Raw genomic sequence first — 21,805 nt, forward strand, 5'->3', positions numbered from 1 at the left:
CACCGGCCCGGCTGCCGTTCACCTTGCGGGGCCACCCCTCTTGAACTGCGGGCTACTGAGCGGTAATTGTTGCTGACAAGGTGTCTAAGGTGTCTGAGGACCGTCGCAAGGCGGCGGGGACTGGAGCAGCAATGGCCGCAGAGGTGTCCTTCAGCGTCGAAACTCCCGGCGGCCCGCGGACGCTGTCCGTCGCGTACGAACGCGCGGGCGAGGGCGAGCCGCTGCTCCTGCTGCACGGCATCGGCCACCACCGCCAGGCGTGGGACCCGGTGTTCGGCATTCTGGCCGCCGAGTGCGACGTCATAGCGGTGGACCTGCCGGGCTTCGGGGAATCCCCCGCGCTCCCCGACGGGCTTCCGTACGACATATCGACGGTGGTGTCCGTGCTCGGCGCGCTGTGCGAGGCGCTGGAGATCGAGCGGCCGCACGTGGCGGGCAATTCGCTGGGCGGCCTGCTCGCCCTGGAGCTCGGCCGGGAGAAGCTCGTGCGCTCGGTCACCGCGCTCTCCCCCGCCGGCTTCTGGACGCCCGGGGAGCGGCGGTACGCCTTCAACACCCTGCTCGCGATGCGGCACGGGGCGCGGCTCCTTCCGTTGCCGATGATCCAGCGGCTCTCGCGGACGGCCGCCGGGCGCGCGGCGCTCACCAGCACCATCTACGCCCGCCCCGGGCGCCGTTCACCCGAGGCCGTCGTCGCCGAGACGCTCGCGCTGCGCGACGCCACGGGCTTCGAGCAGACCCTCGCCGCCGGGCGCGACGTGCTCTTCAGCGACGACGTGCCGGGCCTTTCGGTCACCGTCGCGTGGGGTGCGCGCGACCGGATCCTGCTGCGCCGCCAGGGCGTCCGCGCCAAGCACGCCGTCCCCGAGGCCCGCCTGGTGCGCCTTCCCGGCTGCGGACACGTCCCGATGAACGACGATCCCGCGCTCGTCGCGCGCGTCGTCCTCGACACGTGCCGCCGCGCGGCGACCGCGTAGCACCCCGGAGCCGAGGGCCACACCGGCGCCGACGAGGGCGCTCCCCACGGCCTGCGGGACGCCATAGGTGCCGGTGCCGACCAGGGGTGCGGTGAAGGCCGCGGCGACGGGAATGAGTCCGGAGAAGAGGGTGGCCCGCTCGGCGCCGATGCGCTGGATGCCCGAGTACCAGCAGACGAAGCCGATGACGGTGACGATCGCCGCCTGCCACAGCAGGGCCGCCGCCTCGGTGGTGTCGGGCACCCGCAGCCAGTCCCCGCCGTCGGTCACGACACCGATGACGGCGGACTCGGCGGCGGCGATCCCGCACACCGTGGCGGAGAGCAGCTTCGGACCGAGCGGCCGCAGCACGGGTACGGCAAGGACGGCGAAACCGACCTCGTCCGCCAGCGCGCACACGGAGAAGAGAATGCCGAGCGTGTCCGTACGGCCCCACCCCTGGACCGTGAAGGCCCCGGCGGCCACGATCAAGGCCCCGTACATGACGGCTCGTTGGGGCTGCCGTCCCTCCAGTAGCGGCACGATGACCGCGACGATGACCGGGGCGCACCCTACGAAGACACCCGGTACGGCAGGTTCCGCCGTGCGTTCGGCGGCCAGGATCGCCAGGTTGAAGCCGACCATGCCGACGGCGGCAAGGACCGCGAGCCGCCCCCACTGGCGCCGCGTCAGGCGGCCGAGCGGCGCCGTGCCGCCCCGCCCGAGCAGCGGCAGGAGCAGCAGGCAGGCCAGGCCGTAGCGCAGGAACTGGCCGCCCGCGTACGGGTAGTCGCCGAGAAGGCTGTTGGCGGTGAAGGAGCCGCCGACGAGGAGGCAGGCGAGGGCCGCGAGCAGGGACCCGCGTGTGAGGTTCGCGTTCATGTCCCTGACGTTAGGAACGGACGCGGACCGGTTTAAGGTCCACTTCCGGGGCCTGTTCGGGGACCACTTCGCGGGCCCCGGTCATCAGCAGTCGTCCGCCGTCACGCTCAGGAGGCGCATCCCTGTGACATCAGGATCGGGTGAGGCGCCCGGCACCGCCGCCTGGGAGCTGCTGCTCCCCGCCGCGTCCGCCCCCGCCCGCAGCCGTGGCCGCAGCCTCCAGTCGGCGCTGCGCGAGGCGGTCAGGTCCGGGCGGCTGACTCCGGGGACACGGCTGCCGTCCAGCCGTGAGCTCGCCGCCGATCTGGGCGTCTCCCGGGGGCTTGTCACCGAGACGTACGAGCAGTTGACGGCCGAGGGCTATCTGCGCAGCGACCACGGCGCGGGGACCTGGGTGGGCGGCGCGGCGCGGCAGTCCGCACGAGGCGCACGCGATCTGGCCCCGCGTCCCGACCACGCGCGCGTCGACTTCATCGCGGGCACCCCCGACCTGTCCCTGTTCCCGCGCGCCGCGTGGGCGGCCGCTCACCGCGGTGTCCTGGCCGAACTGCCCCACCACGTACTCGGCTACCCGGACCCGCGGGGCCTGCCCCGACTGCGTACGGCCCTCGCCGAACTGCTCGTACGCCGCCGGGGCGTGGTCGCGGACCCGGAGGGGATCGTCGTCTGCTCCGGGGTGGCGCAGGCCATGGCCCTTGTCGGTTTCGTGCTCCACGCGCGCGGGGTGCGCACCGTCGGCGTCGAGGACCCCGGAAGCCCTCAGCACAGCGAGCTGTTCGCATCGGCTGACGTCGCCACGGTGCCGGTGCCCCTCGACGGCGAGGGCGTCGCCACCGGCGCACTGAGGGAGCAGGGGCTGCGCGCGGTCGTCACCACGCCCGCCCATCAGTTTCCCCTGGGCATCGGCTGCTCGGCACGGCGGCGCACCGAACTCCTCGACTGGGCGCGGGCCGTGGACGGTCTGATCATCGAGGACGACTACGACGGGGACTTCCGCTACGACCGCGCCCCGGTGGGCGCGCTGCAAGGTCTCGACCCCGAGCACGTCGCGTACACGGGCTCGGTCAGCAAGTCGCTCGCTCCGGGCCTTCGCCTGGGCTGGCTGCTCGTGCCGGAGTCGATGACCGATGAGGTCGTCGCCCGCAAGCGCATGATGGACCTGGGCAATCCGGTGCTCGACCAGGCGTTGCTCGCGCGCTTCGTCGAACGCGGTGACTACGACCGCCAGCTGCGCCGCTGTCAGCGCGCCTACCGGGAGCGCCGCGACGCGCTCGTCGCGGCGCTCGACGAGCACTTTCCCGGTACGGAGGTGACCGGCATCGCCGCCGGGCTGCACGTCATCGCCCGGCTGCCCGAGCACCTGGGACCGCAGGAGGCCTTCCTGCGGTGCGCCTCAGCGGCCGGGGTCGCGGTCAGGCCGCTGAGCGACTACGGCTCGGCGGCCGGCTCCGGGGTCCGCCTTGTGCTCGGCTACGCCCACCTCACGCCCGCCCAGATCGCCGAGGGAGTGCGGCTGCTCGCCGAGGCGGCCCGGGATCCGGCTCAGGAGTTGGACCACGCGCGCGTGCAGAGCACCAGGCGGTAGCCGTCCGGGTCCTCGACGGTGACGCCCCACTCGTTCCAGTACGGGTTGGGCGACTGGACACGTGTCCCGCCGTGCGCCTCCAGGCGGGTCACCAGCTCGTCGGGGACAGGCTCGTCGAGGTAGATGACGAGCAGGTCTTCCTCCGTGGGACGGGGCTCGACCGGCTCGTCCGCCTCTTCCGCCCCGTTCGCCTCGTGCACGAGTTCGAGATGCCAGGAGGCGTCCGGCCATCCGGCCATGAGCAGGTCGTGCTCACCGGGAGCGGCGCCGCCCTGCGACCGCCACACGACGTCCAGGCCGAGGCCCGTCACCCAGAAGCGCTCCGCCGCCGCGAGATCGCGGGACGGACGGGCGATACGAATGTGGCTCTGACCGTTGACCGGCACAGGACTCCCCCTCAGGACGCGGCGCGCCCGACCGCGCGCCTGTGCCGCCGAGCCTAGGCAACGGGTGATCTTCCGGCATCAGCCGTCCGGCCTCGGGCGCTCGGCGGGGGCCCTGCGACTCGGGACCTGCGACCAGGGATGTAGGGGATTCGGGGGGACACGGCTGACGGTGTGGGCAACATGGCGTTCGCACACTGGTTCCCTTGCACCCATGGGCAGTTGTTCACTTGGGGTTTGTGTGTGCGCCGCCGCGCACCACTAGTTGTGGCCCTGCACACTGGTCGGACCTGTCACTGGAGGCGCATTCATGTCACACCCTCAGCCGAGCCCGTCCCCTCGCCGCCGCAGTGTGCTGCGCGGCTCGCTCGCCGTGCCGGCGGCGCTGGCCGTGCCGTCCATCGCCGGTGCCGCTCCCGCGTTCGCCCGGTCGGGACGTCCGCGGGCCGAGTGGGGTGTGCAGGCAGGTGACGTGACGGCGCACGCGGGCCTGGTGTGGGTACGTTCCGACCGCCCGGCCCGCATGATCGTGGAGACGTCCGCCACGGAGTCGTTCCGCAACCCCACCCGCTGGAAGGGTCCTGTGCTCGGCCCGGACACCGACTTCACGGGGACGACACGGCTGCGCGGGCTGCCCGCGGGCGAGCAGATCCACTACCGCGTGGTCCTGGCCGACCCCGACGACCCCAGACGCACCGGCGAGCCGGTCACCGGCACGTTCCGTACGACACCCAAGGGGCGCAAGGAAGGGGTGCGCTTCCTGTGGTCGGGCGACATCGCGGGGCAGGGGTGGGGCATCAACCCGGACCGCGGCGGATGGCGCGTCTTCGACGAGATGCGCCGCAGGGACCCGGACTTCTTCCTGTGCAGCGGCGACAACATCTACGCCGACGGGCCGATCCTGCCGAGCGTCACCCTGCCCGACGGCGGGGTGTGGCGGAACGTGACCACGGAGGAGAAGTCGAAGGTCGCCGAGTCGCTCGCGGAGTTCCGTGGCGCCTTCCGCTACAACCTGCTCGACGAGAATCTGCGGCGCTTCAACGCGCAGGTGCCCTCGATCGTCCAGTGGGACGACCACGAGGTGCGCAACAACTGGTACCCGGGCCAGATCCTGACCGACGCCCGCTACACCGAGAAGAACGTGGACGTCCTCGCCGGGCGCTCCCTGCGCGCGTTCAGCGAGTACTACCCCGTCTCGACGCTCCCGCCGGGCGACGAGGACGGGCGCGTGTACCGCGTGCTGCGGCACGGACCGCTCCTCGACGTGTTCGTCCTTGACATGCGCTCCTACCGCAACGCCAACTCGCCCGGCCGGCAGCCCGACGACACCACCGGCATCCTGGGCGCCCGGCAACTGCAGTGGCTGAAGCGGGAGTTGTCGCGTTCGCGCGCCACCTGGAAAGTCATCGCGTCCGACATGCCGCTCGGCCTCGTCGTGCCCGACGGCTCGGCGAACTTCGAGGCTGTCGCGCAGGGCGACCCCGGGGCGCCGCTGGGCCGCGAGCTGCAGATCGCCGAACTGCTGCGGCACATCAAGCACCACAAGGTCACCGGAACGGTGTGGCTGACCGCCGACGTGCACTACACGTCGGCGCAGCACTACGACCCCTCGCGTGCGGCGTTCAAGGACTTCGCGCCGTTCTGGGAGTTCGTCTCGGGGCCGCTGGCCGCGGGCGGATTCCAGGCCCTCAAGCTCGACGGGACGTTCGGCGCCGAGCAGAAGTTCATCAAGGCCCCGAACCGCGCCAACACCTCGCCGGCCGAGACCCCGCAGTACTTCGGCGAGGTCGACATCGACGGCGACAGCGGGGAGCTGACCGTACGGCTTCGGCAGGAGGGCGGCGGGGTGCTGTTCACCAAGGTGCTGCGGCCGGGCCGGGTGGGGCAGCAGTGATCGAGCCCCCGAACGGACACCGAGAGGTCACGCCCGGACACCACGAAAGAGCAAAGATGAACTAAACGGGCAGAAGGTCTCTTAACTCGTCAGTCACAAAACGTTCGTGATCACGCAACACCCTTCCTCCACAGTGGCTGTATGAGTGCTGACATGTCTGATGTGACGCGAACCAAACACGGCCGTCCCGTCCACCACTGGCGGCGGGATCTGGTGGAGCTCGCCGCCCTCTTCACGGCCGTGGCCGTGGCGGACGCGGTGGCGAACCTGGTCGGGCACGGCCCCGACGGCCCCGCCCTCCTTGTGATCTCGGCCGTGGTGCTCCTCGCCACGGTCGGGTTCCACACGTGGTGGGCACGCCGCCACAACCACGCACCCCCGACAGCGGACGATACCGGCGCCCGGCCGTACACCGCCGGGCGGCAGAACGGGCAGCGGAGCGGGCCCATGACGTCGATGGAACAGGCCGGGGCCATCGCCACAGAGTCGTCCGCAGGGGCGACGACGCTGTGGCGGATGCGCACCACGGTGCGGGACGAGCCGGGCTCACTGGCCGCCCTGTGCACGGCGCTCGCCCACGGCAAGGTCGACATCCTGAGCCTCCAGGCGCACCCGCTGGCCGAAGGCACCGTCGACGAGTTCCTGCTGCGCGCCCCCGCCGACCTGGCCGCGGCCGACATCACCCGGGGCGTCTCGCAGGCGGGCGGCTCGGGCACCTGGATCGAGCGGGCGGACGCCCACGACCTGGTGGACGCGCCGACGCGCATCCTCGGCCTGGCCACCCGCACCGCCCTGGACGCCGCCGAACTGCCGCTAGCGCTGCGGCAGTTGCTCGGCCGTTGCACCATCCGGTCGCTGCCCGCGAAGTCGCAGGCCGCGTCGTCCGGGCCGCGGGCGGACGAGCCCGCCGACGGCCCACCCGTCGAGGGCGCGCTGGAAGGCGAAGGTACGGTGCTGCGGCTGCAGGTCCCGGACGGCGAAGTGATCACCGTGGAGCGGCCGTATCTGCCGTTCACGCCCACCGAGTTCGCCCGCGCGCGTGCTCTGGTCGAGCTCGACACCCGGCTCGGCCCGCGCATCCCGCGCAGCAAGGACGTACTGACGCTCGCCGAGGGCAGCTCCATCGCCGTGCGCCGGGCCGACACCGCCGACGTCGAGGCGGCCAAGGCCATGCACGAGCGCTGCTCGCAGCGCACCCTGAGCATGCGCTACCACGGCCCCGTGCGGGACGCCGACCGCTATCTCAACCACCTGCTCAGCCCGCGGTTCGGCCGCACCCTGGCGGTGCAGACCGCGTCCGGGCGCATCGTCGGCATCGGCCATCTGCTCTGGGACGGCGACGAGACCGAGATCGCGCTGCTCGTCGAGGACGACTGGCAGCGCCGCGGCATCGGCAGCGAACTGCTCGGCCGCCTGGTGACGCTGGCGGTCGAGGCGGGCTGCGAGAGCGTGTACGCGGTGACGCAGGCGTCCAACACGGGCATGGTCGCCGCGATGCGCGGCCTCGGGCTTCCCCTCGACTACCAGATCGAGGAGGGCACGCTGGTCATCACCGCCCGCCTCGAAGCTACGCCGGTGAGCTCGCGACTGCCGTACGACCAGCCGCAGGGGCGGGCGGAGCAGCACTGACCCTGGGCACACCGGCGTACGCGTCGGCGCCGGACGGCTGAGGGCCGAGGGCGCGGTCGAGGTCCCGCCACAGGTCCTCGACGTCCTCGAGCCCGGTCGACAGACGCAGCAGGCTGTCGCTCACGCCCGACGACCGCCGGTCCGCCGGGTCCACGACGCGGTGGCTGATGGACGCCGGATGCTGGATGAGCGTGTCGACGCTGCCGAGGCTGACCGCCGGGGTGATCAACCGCACCCCGGCGGTCACCGCGTGCGGGTCGCCGTGGACCTCGAAGGCGACCATGGCGCCGCCGAGCCGCGGATAGTGCACGCGGCGCACGCGCGGGTCACCGGCCAGGCGCCGCGCCAGTTCCGCCGCGTTCGCGGAGGCGGCCCGTACCCGCACCGGCAGGGTGGAAAGGCCGCGCAGCAGCAGATATCCGGCCAGCGGATGCAGCACCCCGCCGGTGGCGAACCTGACCTGCCGCAGCTGCCGTGCGAACTCCTCGTCGCACGCGACCACTCCGCCGAGGACGTCGCCATGACCGCCCAGATACTTGGTGGCGCTGTGCAGCACGAGCCGCGCCCCGCTCTCGGCAGGCCGCTGCAGGACGGGCGTCGCGAACGTGTTGTCGGCAAGGAGCGGCACCGTGCCGCAGGCGTGCGCCACCGCGCGCAGATCGAGTTCGGCCAGGGTCGGATTGGCGGGCGACTCGACGAGGACCAGGCCCGTGTCGGGGCGGATGGCGTCGGCGATCCCGGCGGGGTCGACCCAGGTCACCTCGGAGCCGAGGAGCCCCGCCGTCAGCAGGTGGTCGCTACAGCCGTACAGCGGGCGGACCGCGACGACATGGCGCAGTCCGGCCGCTCCCCGTGCGAGAAGGACCGCGGTCAGCGCCGCCATGCCGCTCGCGAACGCGACCGCGCTCTCCGTGCCCTCGAGACGGGCCAGGGCTGTCTCGAAGCGGGCCACGGTCGGGTTCGCGAGGCGGGCGTAGACGGGCGGTCCTTCGTCCAGGGCGCCGTCGGCGGCGAAGGCGTCGATGCGCGCCGCCTCGCCGCGGGTGTCGTACGACGGGTAGGTGGTGGACAGGTCGATCGGCGCGGCGTGCAGACCGAGTCCGGCGAGGTCGTCGCGTCCGGCGTGTACGGCCTCGGTGGCGAGGGCGCGCGGTGCGGGCGACACTGCCGTGGGGGCCGGGTGGCCGGATCCGGTGCGGGATTCCGTGTTCGTGTCCATGCACGACAGCCTGAACAAAGGCCGGTGCCTGATAGTTGAACCCCGTGCTACGTTCGGCGAGTGGCTGAATCTGTCGTACTTGACCCGGTGGATCTCCGCATACTGCGGCTGCTGCAGAACGATGCCCGGATCACCTACCGCGATCTCGCGGCCCAGGTCGGGGTCGCGCCGTCGACCTGTCTGGACCGTATCTCCCGGCTGCGCCGCTCCGGTGTGATCCTCGGGCACCAGCTGCGGCTCGACCCCGCGAAGCTCGGCCGCGGTCTGGAGGCGCTGCTCTCCGTGCAGGTCAGGCCGCACCGCCGGGAGCTGGTCGGGCCGTTCGTGGAGCGGATCAGGGCGCTGCCGGAGTCCCGGTCGGTGTTCCATCTCGCTGGGCCCGACGACTATCTGGTGCATGTGGCGGTGGCCGACACGGCCGATCTGCAGCGGCTCGTCCTCGACGAGTTCACGGCGCGGCGCGAAGTGGCCCGCGTGGAGACACGGTTGATCTTCCAGCAGTGGGAGTGCGGGCCGCTGCTGCCTCCGGGGCCCGACGCCGATGACCAAGGGCAAGCCTCCGGCCAATCGTGATGACGCGGGCGCGTCCCGCATACGAGGATGATCCGCATGTCAGACACAAAGATCCCGAACGCGGACGCGAGCAGGAGCCCGCTTCTGCCTCGCCAGCTCGCCGACGGCTACGTCGACGAGCTCATCGCCCTCGATCCCATCAACGGCACGTATCTCGGCGTCAAGGCCAGCCACAGCAGGCTCCCGGACACCTCACCGGCGGGACAGGACGCCGTCGCGGAGCTCGCTCGCACGACGCTCGCCCGGCTCGACGAGGCGGAGCGTCTGCCCGGCGCCGACAGTGACGCCGAGCGCCGGTGCGCGCGACTGCTGCGGGAGCGGCTCACCGCCGAACTCGCCGTGCACGAGGCCGATGAGGGGCTGCGCGCGGTCGGCAATCTGCACACGATCCCACACGCGGTGCGCGAGATCTTCACCGTGACGCCGATGGAGACAGACGAGGACTGGGCCGCGATCGCCGAACGGCTGCGGGCCGTGCCTGCCGCGTACGAGGGATATCGCGCCTCGCTCGAACTCGGCCTGGATCGCAAGCTGTTCGCGGCGCCCCGCCCGACGGCCACCTTCATCGAGCAGCTCGGCGAGTGGGCCGGCGGAAGCGAGGGCCGCGGCTGGTTCGAGGAGTTCGCATCCGAGGGGCCGGACTCGCTGCGCGCCGAACTGGACGCCGCCGCGCGCACCGCCACCGCGTCGGTCGTCGCGCTGCGCGACTGGATGCGGGACGTGTACGCGCCCGCGATCGAGGGCGCTCCCGACACGGTGGGCCGCGAGCGCTACGCCCGCTGGTCCCGCTACTTCAACGGCACCGATCTGGACCTCGACGAGGCGTACGCGTACGGCTGGTCCGAGTTCCACCGGCTGCTCGGCGAGATGCGCGCCGAGGCCGAGAAGATCCTGCCCGGCGCGGCCACGCCGTGGGTGGCGCTCGCCCACCTCGACGAGCACGGCACGCACATCGAGGGCGTGGCGGAGGTGCGGGTCTGGCTCCAGGAGCTGATGGACGAGGCGATCGAGGCGCTTGACGGCACGCACTTCGAACTCGCCGAGCGGGTACGGAAGGTGGAGTCCCGCATCGCCCCGCCGGGCGGCGCGGCCGCCCCGTACTACACGGCCCCGTCGGAGGACTTCTCGCGCCCCGGCCGGACGTGGCTGCCGACGATGGGCGAGACCCGCTTCCCCGTCTACGACCTGGTCTCCACCTGGTACCACGAGGGCGTCCCCGGCCATCACCTCCAGCTGGCACAGTGGGCGCACGTCGCGGAGAGCCTCTCTCGCTACCAGGCGACCATCGGCATCGTCAGCGCCAACGCTGAGGGGTGGGCGCTGTACGCCGAGCGGCTCATGGACGAGCTCGGTTTCCTCACGGACGCCGAGCGCAGGCTCGGTTATCTGGACGCCCAGATGATGCGGGCGCTGCGCGTCATCGTCGACATCGGCATGCACCTGGAGCTGGAGATCCCGGCGGACGCGCCCTTCCACCCGGGCGAGCGCTGGACCCCTGACCTCGCGCAGGAGTTCTACGACGCGCACTGCAGCCGTCCCACGGAGTACGTGGCGAGCGAGATGACCCGCTACCTCTCCATCCCCGGCCAGGCCATCGGCTACAAACTGGGCGAGCGGGCCTGGCTGCTCGGCCGCGAGAACGCGCGGCGGCGTCTTGGTGACGCGTTCGACGCGAAGGCGTGGCACATGGCCGCGCTGTCGCAGGGGTCGCTGGGGCTCGACGACTTGGTGGACGAGTTGTCGGCGCTCTGAGAACGGGGCCGTCTCAACGGCGGCACCCGCCTTCGGAGTCGATCACCTGCCCGGTGATCCACTCGGCCTCGTCCGTGGCGAGCCACGCGATGAGCCGGGCCGGGTCATCGGGCATGCCCCACCGCCCCGCGGGAAACATGGCGGCGATGGCCGCGTAGTCGTCACCGGTCATGTAGTCCGTGTCCACGGGGCCGGGATTGACGGCGTTCACGGTCACGGCGAGGTCGGTGAGCGTGGTGGCCAGGGAGCGCGTCGCGGAGGCGAGGGCTCCCTTCTGCAGGCTGTAGGCGATCTCGCCCGGCATGCCGCCCGCGATGTCCTGCCCGGACGTCATCATCACCACGCGCCCGCCGGGCGTACGGGGCGGCAGGTCGGCCCGCAGCCGGGCGTACGCCTGCACGAGGAGGATCACCGACCGGGTGTCCACCGCCCAGTGGGTGTCCAGCATGGCGGCGTCGATGGTGTCGAGGGTGCCGTCGTCGCCGCTGACCGCGTGGTTGGCGACGAGGATGTCGAGGCGCCCGCCGAGCGCGTCGGCGGCCGTGGCGATCAGGTCGGCCGGTGCGGTGGGGTCCGCGAGATCACCGGGCCCGTGGTGGACGCTCGCCTCCGGATCTCCGAGCGCCTCGCGCACTCCGGCGACGACATCGGCCGGGCGGTCGGCGCCCCAGGGCATCGCGGCGTCGTGCGGTACGTGGTGGTGCAGATAGACGCTGGCTCCGTACGCGGCGAGGCGCCGGGCCACGGCGTATCCGATGCCGCCGCGTCGGCTTGCTCCGGTGACGAGGGCGGTTCGGCCGCGCAGCGGCAGAGGGTCGCGCCGCAGCGCTTCGGGTGCGGGGTGCGGAAGGAGGGGCATGACAGATCATGATGCGGGGTGCGCGGCTCGGGCGCATCCGAGTTGACGCGCTCGCCGCCCCGCCCCGCCGCCTTCTCAGCAGCCGCAGTCCGCCGCGTCGACCGGGGAGGTCAGGGCGTCGGGAGTACGCCGCTCACTGCCCTCCCAGGTCTCGAACTCGAAGCCCTCACGGGCCCAGTACTCGAAGCCGCCCAGCATCTCCTTGACCTGGAAGCCCAGTTGGGCGAGGGCGAGGGCGGCGCGGGTCGCGCCGTTGCAGCCGGGGCCCCAGCAGTACGTGACGACCGGGACGGACTTGTCGAGGAGCTGCTCCGCCTGCTCGGCGATGAGGGCGGTGGGCAGATGGATCGCCCCGGGAATGTGCCCCTGGTCCCAGGACGCCGTCGAGCGGGAGTCGACCACGACGAAGCCGGGGTCGCCGTCGCCGGCGAGCGCCGACGCGACGTCGGACACGTCGGCGTGGAAGGCGAGGCTCGCGCCGAAGTACGCGGCGGCGGCCGCCGGGGACGCGGGGGATACCCGTAGGACGGCATTCGGGGCGCCGGTGGCGGCGGCCTGCGTGCTGGTGGCGGCCGTCGACTCTGTGGTCGTCTCTCTGCTCATGGCCAAAAATCTACGGGCGAAGCCGCCGACCCAGAAGAGCCGATCACCGGCGTACCCCTTGATCAGCCGGGGAATCCCCTGTTACCTCTCAGGCATGACCGGTTATTCCACGGACGCCACCGACTGGCGCATCCTCGATGTCCTTCAGCGTGAGGGCCGCGCCAGCTACGCCGAGCTGGCACGCGCCGTCTCCATGTCCGCAAGCGCCGTCACCGAACGGGTCCGCCGCCTGGAGGAGGCGGGCGTGATCCAGGGGTACGCGGCCGTGGTCGATCCGGAGCGCCTTGGCCTGCCCATCCTGGCGTTCGTGCGCCTGCGCTACCCGAACGGCAATTACAAGCCGTTCCACGACCTGGTCGAGACGACTCCCGAGATCCTGGAGGCGCACCACGTCACCGGCGACGACTGCTTCGTGATCAAGGTCGCGGCGAGCTCGATGAACCACTTGGAGGAGGTCGCGGGAAAGATCGGCGCGCTGGGTTCCGTGACCACCAGCATCGTCTACTCCTCCCCCCTGCCCAGGCGCCCACTGGGCCGCTGACCGGGCTCCCTCAGCGAGAGCTTGGTGAGGATCACGGTGCGCGCCGCCGCCGGTCTGCCGGTACCGCGCCAGGCACGCTCTCCTCCGCCGGCGGACCCTGCTCAATTGACCACCGGACCGAGCCGATCACCAGCTACGAAAATCTTGGATGACCCGGGACATACATACATCCATCCGGGACGGACAGACATGGCTTGAGCGCGGCAGGAGCAGTCCCGCGAGCCAGGCCGCCGCGGTATCGGCACCTCGGTAGTCGGCCACGAGGCACTTGTTCATTGCAGGCTGAGTTTGTGCGCGTGGGTTGCATCTGCAGCACACACGAAGATGTTCAAGGAACCGCCTCGGCCAACGGTCACCCGGGTTGGGATGTTCGCACCCGAAGTGGCGATGAGATCACGGTCTTCCAGAGGGACCCAGCTGCGCGTGCCTCCGTCCCACTCGTGGCTGGCGATGGTCAGCAGAAGCCGCATGGGGGCGCCACACGCACAGACGTCTTCGGATGGTCCGGTCACTGCCCATGAGGCATAGCCTCCGACCTTCCACCCTGGTGCAATGGAAAGGTCATGGTGATAGGTGACGAACTCCTCTTCGTCGCCGGATTCCTCAGCTTCTTCTTCGAGTTCCGCTTCCCATTCTTCGATTCGATATCGCAGGTTCTCACTGAGGAGCTCTTGATATTCGTGCTCCATTACCTGCTCGGGTGCCACCGTGCAGGGCTCGGGCACGTACCCCTCGTTGCCGACGACTTCGGGGGCAGGAGATGTTTCGAGGGCCTCGCCGCACTCGGCCGAGTTCCGCCACCGCAGGTGAACGTCCGGGGTCCGTGGGGTGCCGTGTGCGTCGAAGGGGCACCACAGCACCTGAAGGAGATCACAACCATCGGGAGGCATGAGGCCGGGGACGTCCTTGGCGAACAGTTGGGCCAGCGGGAGGAGCGGGATCGGGTCGGCCTCACCGAGGCCTGGGACGCGATGCTCCTGCTCCAGTGCCGACAGCGCGGCCAGGTCCTCCGCCGACGGGCCCGTCTGGGGATTGCGACGCCAGGCGTCCTGCAGGATGCGACGCTCCTGATGTACGTCATCGATGCGCCGCCCCCTGTCTCGGGCGTGAGACTCTCGGCACGTCGGCCAGGGCTCGTGCGCAGGCCACAGGAAGGGGCCGCTGACCGAACTCTCAGTCGGCTTCGGCGCTCCGGGACGCGGGTGGAGCCGCGTGCACATCCTTCGGTAGCTGGACAGTTCGGGGAACTGTGCCTCGACGTCCACCGGTCGCGGCGGGGTGGTGCGCGTCATGATCGTCCTTGGAGTTGCAACGGTTGGCTCACAGCTTCGGGATGGGGATGGTACCGGCCCGTACTCCTGCGGCGGGATTCTCCAGTTTCTCGGTCAATGAGAATCCCCGGTTTCCGTACGCGGAGATTTCCAGCCTGGTCGGAACCGGATTAGTTCCTTCATATTTGGGAACCACCGAATACTGGATATTCTCTCCCTTGTCGACCGCACGGTACACCTTGTCCTCGATTGCCCTCATGACAGGCGTATTCACGGGGTCTTGGGTAAGCGTGACCAGGTTCTGGCGTGACAGGGATCCCTTTCCTGGGCCACCGAGGCGGTTGGCGAGCAGGTGCCCGCGTGCTTCATTGAAGCTGGGCCCGTGGCCCCTCCAGCCTGGCGTCCAGGTAGAACCGGCCGGCGTACCGGTGTCCAGCATGTCCTTTCGCAGAGAAGCGAAGACGCCGGTCGGGCGGTTCAGGTCGTCCAGCTTCCCGAACCGGGCGCTTCCGTCCCACTTGTACCTGTCGGTCAGGCATGCCTTCGGGGCAAGGCCGAGAGGATCGCTCCAGGTCTGCGGATTGTGGGTGTACGTGACCGGGTTGGGGGCGGGGACGAGGCCAAAGGGGTCCGGTGTGGTGTAGCGGGCGGTGTCCGGGCCGTAGTGCCGGAAGAAGTTGTAGTGAAGGCCGGTCTCGGGGTCTGCGTACTGGCCGGGGAAACGCAGGGGCGTGTATGCGGTGGCGTCGCGGTTCCAACTGGTCCTTCCCCACAGGGTGGCTCGGGAGTGCCAGGCGATAGTGCCGTCCTCATAGACGAGCTCTGTGGGGGTGCCTCGCCCCCGCCCGACCTGACCTGTCTGGGCTTACGTGCCACCGCCCAGTACATGGCTAAGGCCCGGTCGTCGATGCCGTCCTGCTCGGGGCCCGGCCACCACTTGTGAACCTGGGTGACACCCGGGTCGACCAGATCCATCCCGTCGAAGAGGGAGGCGGCGGTCGGCAGGTCGCGCAGCACCATGGGCATGCCCTGCTGGGCGTACTCACTCCGGTACCACCCCCTGCACGACCTCATGCAGGTTGGGGGCTGTGGGCAGGCCGGTGCCGATGTCGAGGAACTGCCGGACGCCATGTTCCTGGGCGAGGAAGTGCCCGGCCCGGCGCGTCACTCAAGGGCAACTCTCGTCGTCCTTGACCACGTCAAAGGTGACCGTGACGTCGGTGGAGTGTCGCCCTGGCTCTGGCACCTGGGAGCAGACCACCCAGTTACGGTCCAAGACCTGGAACCTATCCATTCCCGTGGCATCGGTGGAATCGAGGAGGTAGAACCCGTGAGCTTGGGCGATGTCTTGTGCGTCCTGCAGGGACTTGCCCACCATGTCCGGCAGGACTGCTTGCTCGGCCGCTGGCTCAGTTTCCGCGGGCGCCTCGGTGGTCTCTGTGACTGTCTTCGTCGGCGCAGGCGTCTCGCCTGGGGAATCATCGCCACCACACGCGGTCGCACCAGCGAAAAACAGCAGCAGCGATACCAAACCTGCTGTACACCATCTCCACCGCGGGGCCCGAATAGCGTCGGACCTCATGAGGCCAATGTCCTCCCAGGAGGGCTTCATTGCATCTCAAGTATTAGGGCGCCCTGACCATCGGCGCAATCGTCATCTGGCTCCGCACCACCGCCCAAGAGCCACCAGAAACGACCTATCCCGGCACGCAACGAGCCCTCGGCGCTGGCATCGCCGGGGGCTCCGCCGTGACCGTACCTGTCAGGCCGAAATACGCAGCCCGGAGCGGATAGCTCCGGGCTGCTGGCGGGCACACAGGCGGCATGGCCGATGATGGCGAAGCCCAGCGGCTCGCTGAGGATGCAAGGCTGTGGGGGCACATGCTTCACGAGAACAGCCTCCTGTTCTCGGGCAACAACTTGTTCCTGGTAGGGCAGTCCCTGTTCGCGGTTGCCTACACAACACTTCTCGCTTCAGGCGAGCATCTGACCGCGGCGAGACTTCTGGCGGCCTTCGGTCTGCTGATGGCCCTGACGTGCATGTTCGTGTGTCATCGACAGTTTCACTATTACCGGGTGGTGCAGAACCGGGCGCACCACAGACTGCCGGAGTTTGCGGCGACGCGGGCGACATGGGCGCGGAAGCCCATTGCTCTCCTACTAATCACCTACGGCTTGCCGCTGATGGCGGCAATTCTGTGGGTCTCGCTGCTGTTCGTGACCTGACCTACTCGGAGCCGACTGTTCCCCTGCCCCCGGGCATCCCTCCAGCATGGAGTGATCGATTGGCATTACGTAAGCCGGCTCCCTGAGCCACTGTATGCCCCCCATGGAGACCGCCTGTTGCAGCCGCGAGTCGGTTTCAAGAGCCGTCAGAAGCGGCCTAGGGGCCAGCCCTGAACATCTACGGATGCCATCCTCTGGGATCAGCTGAGATGCCACGCTGTTGGACTGTCTCGGACGGTCTTGGACGAAGAGCGGGCATGGGGCGACCAGGGCTATTCCACAAGCCGGATCTGACTGGCCGTGAGCACCGCGAATTCAACGACACCCTCCACTACCTGCACCTACTGGCTGCTCTACCCAGCCCTACAGAGATGGCCCGTGAGCCGCGGGACGCGGGAATTTTTCAAAGTTCGATCCACAACGCCTTCAGCAGCCCAGCCCCTGCCTTCCTCGATGGCCAGTCGTCGAGGCGCCCGTCGAAATCCTCTCGCCCAAGGCACCCGTCGTCACAGCCGAGCAGCAACTGGAACCCATGCATGCCCTCTGGATGCGCGCAGCCACAGCGGGACAGCAACCAGCGACGCCGCCAGCAGGTCGAGAGCCAGGTCCGAACCGAACTGATCGTCGTTCAGGCCCCGCTGACGGCGGTCCTCCGTACCCTGCTCACCGAGGCAGCTGCGGGCGGCGAATCGAGGACACGTGGCGGTCGACGAGCTCGACGGGTGGGTCGGCTCCGACCTCAACGACGCCTGCCGTCTGCTGGACGCCGAGTTCCTCAGGACTGCATCGCACGAACGCGACGACGGTTTCGCCCTATGCGTCTCTGACTCCGTATACCAAGGGACCGTACGGCACGGGCACCCCGGCATCCCGCCCGTGGACTTCCACCGCGTGGCCAACAGCAAGGACGGACCCTCGACGGCTTGGCTGGCCGATCCCGTCTAACTCCAGTGCCGTCCGCGAACTTGGAGCGGTAGTCACTCGAATCGATATGGGCCCGCTATCTGCAGGGATGGACGGACCATCGATTCAACCACGCTGGCAGCCAAGACCTAGGGGCAGTCCGGGGGACGGCCGGGGGACATGAGGACGAAGATGATCAAGGACAGAGAGGGCAAAACGGGGAAGGAATCCATCCTGACGGCCGCAGCACACCGGCGGATCAGTCGCTGGCTCCCCGCTGCCGTACGACCGACCCTGCTCGCCCCTTGACCACTTCGAGCTGTGCGTGGACACGTCGTCGCAGGTCAGCGACGTGCGAGACGATGCCGACGCTGCGGTCCCGCTCGCGCAGTGAGTCCAGTACGTCGAGGACCTCGTCGAGGGTCTGGTCGTCGAGGCTGCCGAAGCCCTCGTCGATGAAGAGCGTGTCGAGCCGTACGCCGCCCGCCTCGTCGGTGACGACGTCCGCGAGGCCGAGCGCGAGGGCGAGCGAGGCGAAGAAGGTCTCGCCGCCCGAGAGCGTGGACGTGTCGCGCTCGCGGCCCGTCCAGGCGTCGACCACGTGCAGGCCGAGGCCCGAACGGCCGCGCCCCGTGCGGTCGTCGGAGTGGACGAGGGTGTAGCGGCCGGACGACATGCGCCGCAGCCGTGCGGTCGCCGCCGCCGCGACCTGTTCGAGGCGGGCGGCGAGGACGTAGGACTCCAGGCGCATCTTGCGTTCGTTGTCCGCCGATGTGCCCGCCGCGAGGCCCGCGAGGCGCGCCACGCGGTCGTACTCGGCTCGGAGCGGCGCGAGCCGCCGGGCTCCGGTGGCCGACCGGTCGGAGAGCCGGTCGAGTTCGGCGCAGCGACGCGCGGCCGCGTCGAGTGCGGAGGCGCTCTCGCGGGCCTGCCTGTCGGCCTGCTCGGCGGCCTCCTCGGCGGCTCCGAGGTCGGCCGGCGGCTGTTGGGCGGCGGCTGCCGCGTCCGGCTCGGCGAGGAGCGAACGCACCGCCGCCTCCTCGTTCCGCCACTCGTCGATACGGTGTTGCAGCTCGCGGTGGCGCGCGTCGTCGAGCAGGGCATCGGCCGCGGCCCTCGGCGTGTCGAACCCGGCGCGGAAGGCGGCGTCGGCGAGTCGCGCGTCGGCGTCCTTGAGCCGCTGGGCTGTGTCGTCGGCGACGCGTGCGGCTTCCGCCGCCTCGGTCAGGAGCGCGGTCTGCCGCTCCAGCTGGGACGCGCGGGCCGCGACGCTGCCGCCCGCTCCGCGCGCGCGGGTCAACTCGACGTCCAGAGCTGCCTGTTCGCGGTCGAGAGTGTCCCGCAGGGTGGCACGCGACGCTGCCCGTACGGCTGCCTCCTGCTGCACCGTGACCCTGCGGTCGTGCTCGCGCTCGGCCTGAGCGAGGGCTTCCCGGGCAGCGTGCAGCCCGGAGGCGCGACTGCGCGCCTCGGCGTGTTCTCCTCGCAGCTCCTCGGCGAGTGCGGCGAGTCGCTCGACGGACGGCCCCTCCGGGACGCCTTCCGGCTCCTGGGTCGCGAAGTCCCCGCCGGACGACCCACTCGCCGCCGCCCTCGCCGCCGCCAACGACTCGCGCACCTCGCCGAGGTGCCGCTCGGCATCCGCGCGCCGCTCCTCCGCCTGCCGGTGAGCGGCGAGCGCCGACTCCTCGGTGGCGCGGTCGACGTGACCGGCGGTCTTCGGGGCGGGCACGGGGTGTTCGGTGGCTCCGCAGACCGCGCAGGGGGCGCCGTCGGTCAGGCCCGCGGCCAGTTCCGCCGCGATGCCGTTGAGGCGCTGTTCCTTCAGGGTCAGCCAGTGTTCGTGGGCCGCGGTGGCACGCTCGCGGGCCGCGAGGGTGCCTTCGTACGCGGTGGCGGCTTCCTGGGTGAGGCGGTCACGGCGGCGCGCCGCGTCCAACCTGCCCTGCGTGGGCTCCAGTTGGCCCGCGAGATGCTCCGCGCGCGTGGCCGCGTCCTGGGCGGACTCGATGCGCTCCTGGAGTGCGGTCCTGGTCGCCTCCCAGCCGTCCAGCCAGCCCGCCGCTTCGCGCAGCAGCTCGTCGTCGGCCCGCTCCTCGCGCTCCAAGGACGTGCGCTCCGTGCCGAGTTCGGTCAGGCGCTGCTCGGCGCGCCGGGCGGATTCGAGGCCGCCGAGCTCTTCGGCGGCCTTGCGCGCGGCGGCGGCGAGTCCCGACGCGCCGGAGTCCGCGAACGTGGCGGGCAGGTGGCCACGCGCGCGTGCCTCTTCGGCGGTCGCGCGGCGGTGCTCCTCCTCGGTGGCCCGGCGGAGGCCGAGCGCGGGGGCGACCGTCTCGGCCTTGCGGCCCCGCTCCATCTGGGTCTGCCGCTGCCGGTGCTCATCGGCGCGCTCCTGAAGGCGCCCGGCGCGCTCCCGCGCCTGGGCGAACCGGCTCTGCAGCCGGGCGAGTTCACGTACGTCGTCAAGGCGCCGCCCCGCGGCGGTCTGCGCGGACTCGGCGGCCGTGAGGGCGCACCGGGCGATCGTTCGCCGTTCGCGGGCGGTGGTGCGGGCGACGGCGGCCCAGGCAAGGACGGACTCGGCGAGCCCCGGATCGCCGGGCGAAAGCTCGGGCAGCGGCGACTCGGCGTTCTCGAGGGCCTCGAGGGTGCCCCCGGCGGCCTGCTGCATCCGATGCGCGTCGGCGAGGAGCTCCCCGTCCCCTTCCCGCACCGCGCCCTCGGCATCGCGCCGCTGCTCGGCGAGTCGCTGCTCGACCGCGGCGAACCTGCGCGTGTCGAAGAGCCGCCCGAGCAGCTTGCCGCGGGCCTCGGCGTCGGCCCGCAGGAAGCGTGCGAAGTCGCCCTGGGGCAACAGCACCACCTGGCAGAACTGCTCCTTGCTCATGCCGAGCAGCTGCGTGATCTCCTCGCCGATCTCCTGGTGGGAGCGGCTGAGGTCCTTCCACGCGCCGCCGCCATCGGCGGCGGCCTCGTACTCCCGGAGCCAGCTCTGAGCCTTCTCCATGGTCGTGCCGGTGCCGCGCTTCTTCGGGCGCTCCCACGGCGGCTGCCTGGTCACCTCCAACCGGCGCCCCGCGACGGTGAGTTCGAGGCACACCTCCGTCCGCACGGCGGGCTGCGCGTGGTCGCTGCGCAGCGTCACTCCCTGGCCGCTGCCCTGCCGGGGGCCTGGCACCGAGCCGTACAGGCCATAGCAGACGGCGTCCAGGACGGACGTCTTCCCCGCGCCGGTCGGTCCGTGCAGCAGGAAGAGCCCGGCGGCGGAGAGCTCGTCGAAGTCGATGTCCTGGGTGGTACCGAAGGGGCCGAACGCGGTGATCCGGAGCCGGTGCAGCCTCATCGGGCCACCTCGCGCAGCGTGTCGTCGGTGCGGACGGTGTCGAACGCCGCCCGCAGCACCGCCTGTTCGCGCGGGTCGGGTCCCGCGCCCCGCACATGGGTCACGAAGTCCTCCGCGATCTGCTGGTCGCTGCGGCCCTTCAGGCGCTGGGCGTACGAGACGTCCGGGTCCTCGGGGGCGCGCTCCGGGTCGAAGACGAGGCTGAGGGTGTGCGGGAAGCGCTCGCAGAGGCGGGCCATGGGGTCGTCGGGGCGCACCGGGTCGGTGAGCGTCGCCTCGACCCAGGCCTCCTCGTGACGGGCGAGCTCCGGGTCGGCGAGCAGCGTCTCGATGTCTCCCCGGATGCGGGCGAGCGGCCGCGGCACCGGGCAGTCGATCCGCTCGGCCTCGATCTCCCCCGCCGCGCCGATGTCGACGAGCCACATGCTCTTGCGGTGCGCGGCCTCGGAGAACGAGTACGGCAGCGGGGAGCCCGAGTAGCGCACCCGCTCGCTGATGGCCTGGCTGCCGTGCAGGTGGCCGAGTGCCACATAGTCGACGCCGTCGAAGACCCCGGAGGGCACGGCGGCCACCCCGCCGATCGTGATGTCCCGCTCGCTGTCGCTGGCCTCGCCGCCGGTGACGAAGGCGTGGGCGAGGACGACGGAGCGGGTGCCCGGCGCCCGGGCGGCCAGGTCGGCGCGCACCCGGTCCATCGCGGCCCCCAGCACCGCCTCGTGGCCCGCACGCGTCACCCCGAACTCGTCCTTGACCAGTGCCGGTTCGAGATAGGGCAGGCCGTAGAACGCCACGTCCCCGTCCCCGTGGCCGTCGGCCAGGACCACCGGCTCCCCGCAGGCGGCGGGCGCGGTGCGCAGGTGGATGCCCGCGCGGCCGATGAGCCCGGCGCCGACACCGAGGCGGCGCGCCGAGTCGTGGTTGCCGGAGATCATCACCGTCGGGACGCCGAGGTCCGCAAGGCGGTGCAGCGCGTCGTCGAACAGCTCTACGGCGGCGAGCGGTGGCACCGCCCTGTCGTACACGTCGCCGGACACGACGACGGCGTCGACCTCGCGCTCACGCGCCGTGGCGACGAGGTGGCCGATGAACTCGGCCTGGGCGCCGAGCATGTTCACGCGGTGGAACGCCCGGCCCAGATGCCAGTCGGACGTGTGCAGAATTCTCAAGATGCCGCCCCGCCCCGCAT

General features: G+C 71.0%; 18 protein-coding genes and 3 pseudogenes. 9 read left to right on the forward strand and 12 right to left on the reverse strand.

Features of this window, described 5'->3' with window-relative positions; genetic code table 11:
- Positions 1–131 precede the first annotated feature (131 nt).
- A complete protein-coding gene (locus ABD378_RS39245) occupies positions 132–977 on the forward strand; it encodes an alpha/beta fold hydrolase (protein ID WP_344529357.1) in 846 nt (281 codons plus the stop codon).
- Positions 978–1,001: 24 nt separating this feature from the next.
- Here the strand turns inward: ABD378_RS39245 and ABD378_RS39250 are convergent.
- Positions 1,002–1,838, reverse strand: a pseudogene (locus ABD378_RS39250) (DMT family transporter); the annotation flags it as partial.
- A 124-nt stretch (positions 1,839–1,962) separates the two neighbouring features.
- On the opposite strand from ABD378_RS39250, the gene pdxR reads away from it, so the two are divergent.
- The gene (gene pdxR, locus ABD378_RS39255; RefSeq protein WP_344529359.1) at positions 1,963–3,423 is read left to right on the forward strand and encodes a MocR-like pyridoxine biosynthesis transcription factor PdxR; all 1,461 of its coding nucleotides are present in this window, start codon (positions 1,963–1,965) and stop codon (positions 3,421–3,423) included.
- Here the strand turns inward: pdxR and ABD378_RS39260 are convergent.
- Positions 3,381–3,809 (reverse strand): VOC family protein, encoded by a 429-nt coding sequence (locus tag ABD378_RS39260; protein WP_344529361.1) that lies wholly within the window; start codon positions 3,807–3,809, stop codon positions 3,381–3,383. The genes pdxR and ABD378_RS39260 overlap by 43 nt on opposite strands.
- A 307-nt stretch (positions 3,810–4,116) precedes the next feature.
- Between ABD378_RS39260 and ABD378_RS39265 the strand changes: the two genes are divergently transcribed.
- Together ABD378_RS39265 and ABD378_RS39270 are read left to right on the forward strand one after the other, a co-directional pair.
- Positions 4,117–5,700 (forward strand): alkaline phosphatase D family protein, encoded by a 1,584-nt coding sequence (locus ABD378_RS39265; RefSeq protein ID WP_344529363.1) that lies wholly within the window; start codon positions 4,117–4,119, stop codon positions 5,698–5,700.
- Between the two features lie 141 nt (positions 5,701–5,841).
- Positions 5,842–7,329: a GNAT family N-acetyltransferase gene (locus ABD378_RS39270; RefSeq protein WP_344529365.1), complete on the forward strand. Its 1,488-nt coding sequence runs from the start codon at positions 5,842–5,844 to the stop codon at positions 7,327–7,329.
- On the opposite strand, the gene ABD378_RS39275 is transcribed toward ABD378_RS39270, so the two are convergent.
- Positions 7,268–8,548 (reverse strand): trans-sulfuration enzyme family protein, encoded by a 1,281-nt coding sequence (locus ABD378_RS39275; RefSeq protein WP_344529367.1) that lies wholly within the window; start codon positions 8,546–8,548, stop codon positions 7,268–7,270. The two genes, ABD378_RS39270 and ABD378_RS39275, sit on opposite strands and share 62 nt — an antisense overlap.
- Before the next feature lie 60 nt (positions 8,549–8,608).
- Here ABD378_RS39275 and ABD378_RS39280 point away from each other — a divergent pair, with 60 nt between their 5' ends.
- Together ABD378_RS39280 and ABD378_RS39285 are read left to right on the forward strand one after the other, a co-directional pair.
- Positions 8,609–9,121 carry an Lrp/AsnC family transcriptional regulator gene (locus ABD378_RS39280; protein ID WP_344529369.1) on the forward strand — a complete coding sequence of 171 codons (513 nt, stop codon included), beginning with the start codon at positions 8,609–8,611 and terminating at the stop codon, positions 9,119–9,121.
- 36 nt (positions 9,122–9,157) lie between these two features.
- Positions 9,158–10,873: a DUF885 domain-containing protein gene (locus ABD378_RS39285; RefSeq protein WP_386545906.1), complete on the forward strand. Its 1,716-nt coding sequence runs from the start codon at positions 9,158–9,160 to the stop codon at positions 10,871–10,873.
- 13 nt (positions 10,874–10,886) lie between these two features.
- Here ABD378_RS39285 and ABD378_RS39290 read toward each other — a convergent pair whose 3' ends face one another.
- Together ABD378_RS39290 and ABD378_RS39295 are read right to left on the reverse strand one after the other, a co-directional pair.
- Positions 10,887–11,732 (reverse strand): SDR family oxidoreductase, encoded by an 846-nt coding sequence (locus tag ABD378_RS39290; protein WP_344529373.1) that lies wholly within the window; start codon positions 11,730–11,732, stop codon positions 10,887–10,889.
- Positions 11,733–11,807: 75 nt separating this feature from the next.
- Entirely contained in the window at positions 11,808–12,335 is a 528-nt protein-coding gene (locus ABD378_RS39295) for a rhodanese-like domain-containing protein (RefSeq protein ID WP_344529375.1), read from the reverse strand.
- 94 nt (positions 12,336–12,429) lie between these two features.
- Between ABD378_RS39295 and ABD378_RS39300 the strand changes: the two genes are divergently transcribed.
- The gene (locus ABD378_RS39300) at positions 12,430–12,876 is read left to right on the forward strand and encodes an Lrp/AsnC family transcriptional regulator (protein WP_344529377.1); all 447 of its coding nucleotides are present in this window, start codon (positions 12,430–12,432) and stop codon (positions 12,874–12,876) included.
- Between the two features lie 272 nt (positions 12,877–13,148).
- On the opposite strand, the gene ABD378_RS39305 is transcribed toward ABD378_RS39300, so the two are convergent.
- The 5 genes and pseudogenes from ABD378_RS39305 to ABD378_RS39320 all read right to left on the reverse strand — a co-directional run bounded on the left by ABD378_RS39305 (position 13,149) and on the right by ABD378_RS39320 (position 15,678).
- The gene (locus ABD378_RS39305) at positions 13,149–14,168 is read right to left on the reverse strand and encodes a hypothetical protein (protein ID WP_344529379.1); all 1,020 of its coding nucleotides are present in this window, start codon (positions 14,166–14,168) and stop codon (positions 13,149–13,151) included.
- 28 nt (positions 14,169–14,196) lie between these two features.
- A pseudogene (locus ABD378_RS39310) lies at positions 14,197–14,982 on the reverse strand (RHS repeat-associated core domain-containing protein); the annotation flags it as partial.
- Between the two features lie 26 nt (positions 14,983–15,008).
- Positions 15,009–15,191: pseudogene (locus tag ABD378_RS44275) on the reverse strand (SAM-dependent methyltransferase); the annotation flags it as partial.
- Entirely contained in the window at positions 15,190–15,315 is a 126-nt protein-coding gene (locus ABD378_RS44280) for an SAM-dependent methyltransferase (RefSeq protein WP_425583963.1), read from the reverse strand. The gene ABD378_RS44280 and the pseudogene ABD378_RS44275, both read right to left, overlap by 2 nt.
- On the reverse strand, positions 15,316–15,678 hold the full coding sequence (locus ABD378_RS39320) for a PASTA domain-containing protein (protein ID WP_344529381.1): 363 nt from the start codon (positions 15,676–15,678) through the stop codon (positions 15,316–15,318).
- Positions 15,679–15,971: 293 nt separating this feature from the next.
- On the opposite strand from ABD378_RS39320, the gene ABD378_RS39325 reads away from it, so the two are divergent.
- The gene (locus ABD378_RS39325) at positions 15,972–16,373 is read left to right on the forward strand and encodes a hypothetical protein (RefSeq protein ID WP_344529383.1); all 402 of its coding nucleotides are present in this window, start codon (positions 15,972–15,974) and stop codon (positions 16,371–16,373) included.
- Between the two features lie 699 nt (positions 16,374–17,072).
- Positions 17,073–17,318, forward strand: a complete 246-nt coding sequence (locus ABD378_RS39330; RefSeq protein ID WP_344529385.1) for a hypothetical protein — start codon at positions 17,073–17,075, stop codon at positions 17,316–17,318.
- 217 nt (positions 17,319–17,535) lie between these two features.
- On the opposite strand, the gene ABD378_RS39335 is transcribed toward ABD378_RS39330, so the two are convergent.
- The gene (locus tag ABD378_RS39335) at positions 17,536–20,619 is read right to left on the reverse strand and encodes an AAA family ATPase (RefSeq protein WP_344529387.1); all 3,084 of its coding nucleotides are present in this window, start codon (positions 20,617–20,619) and stop codon (positions 17,536–17,538) included.
- The gene (locus tag ABD378_RS39340) at positions 20,616–21,785 is read right to left on the reverse strand and encodes an exonuclease SbcCD subunit D (RefSeq protein ID WP_344529389.1); all 1,170 of its coding nucleotides are present in this window, start codon (positions 21,783–21,785) and stop codon (positions 20,616–20,618) included. The genes ABD378_RS39335 and ABD378_RS39340 overlap by 4 nt, the downstream gene beginning before the upstream one ends.
- Positions 21,786–21,805 lie beyond the last annotated feature (20 nt).

Source organism: Streptomyces rectiviolaceus (genome assembly GCF_039533825.1).
In the GTDB taxonomy this organism is placed as follows: Bacteria; Actinomycetota; Actinomycetes; order Streptomycetales; family Streptomycetaceae; genus Streptomyces; species Streptomyces rectiviolaceus.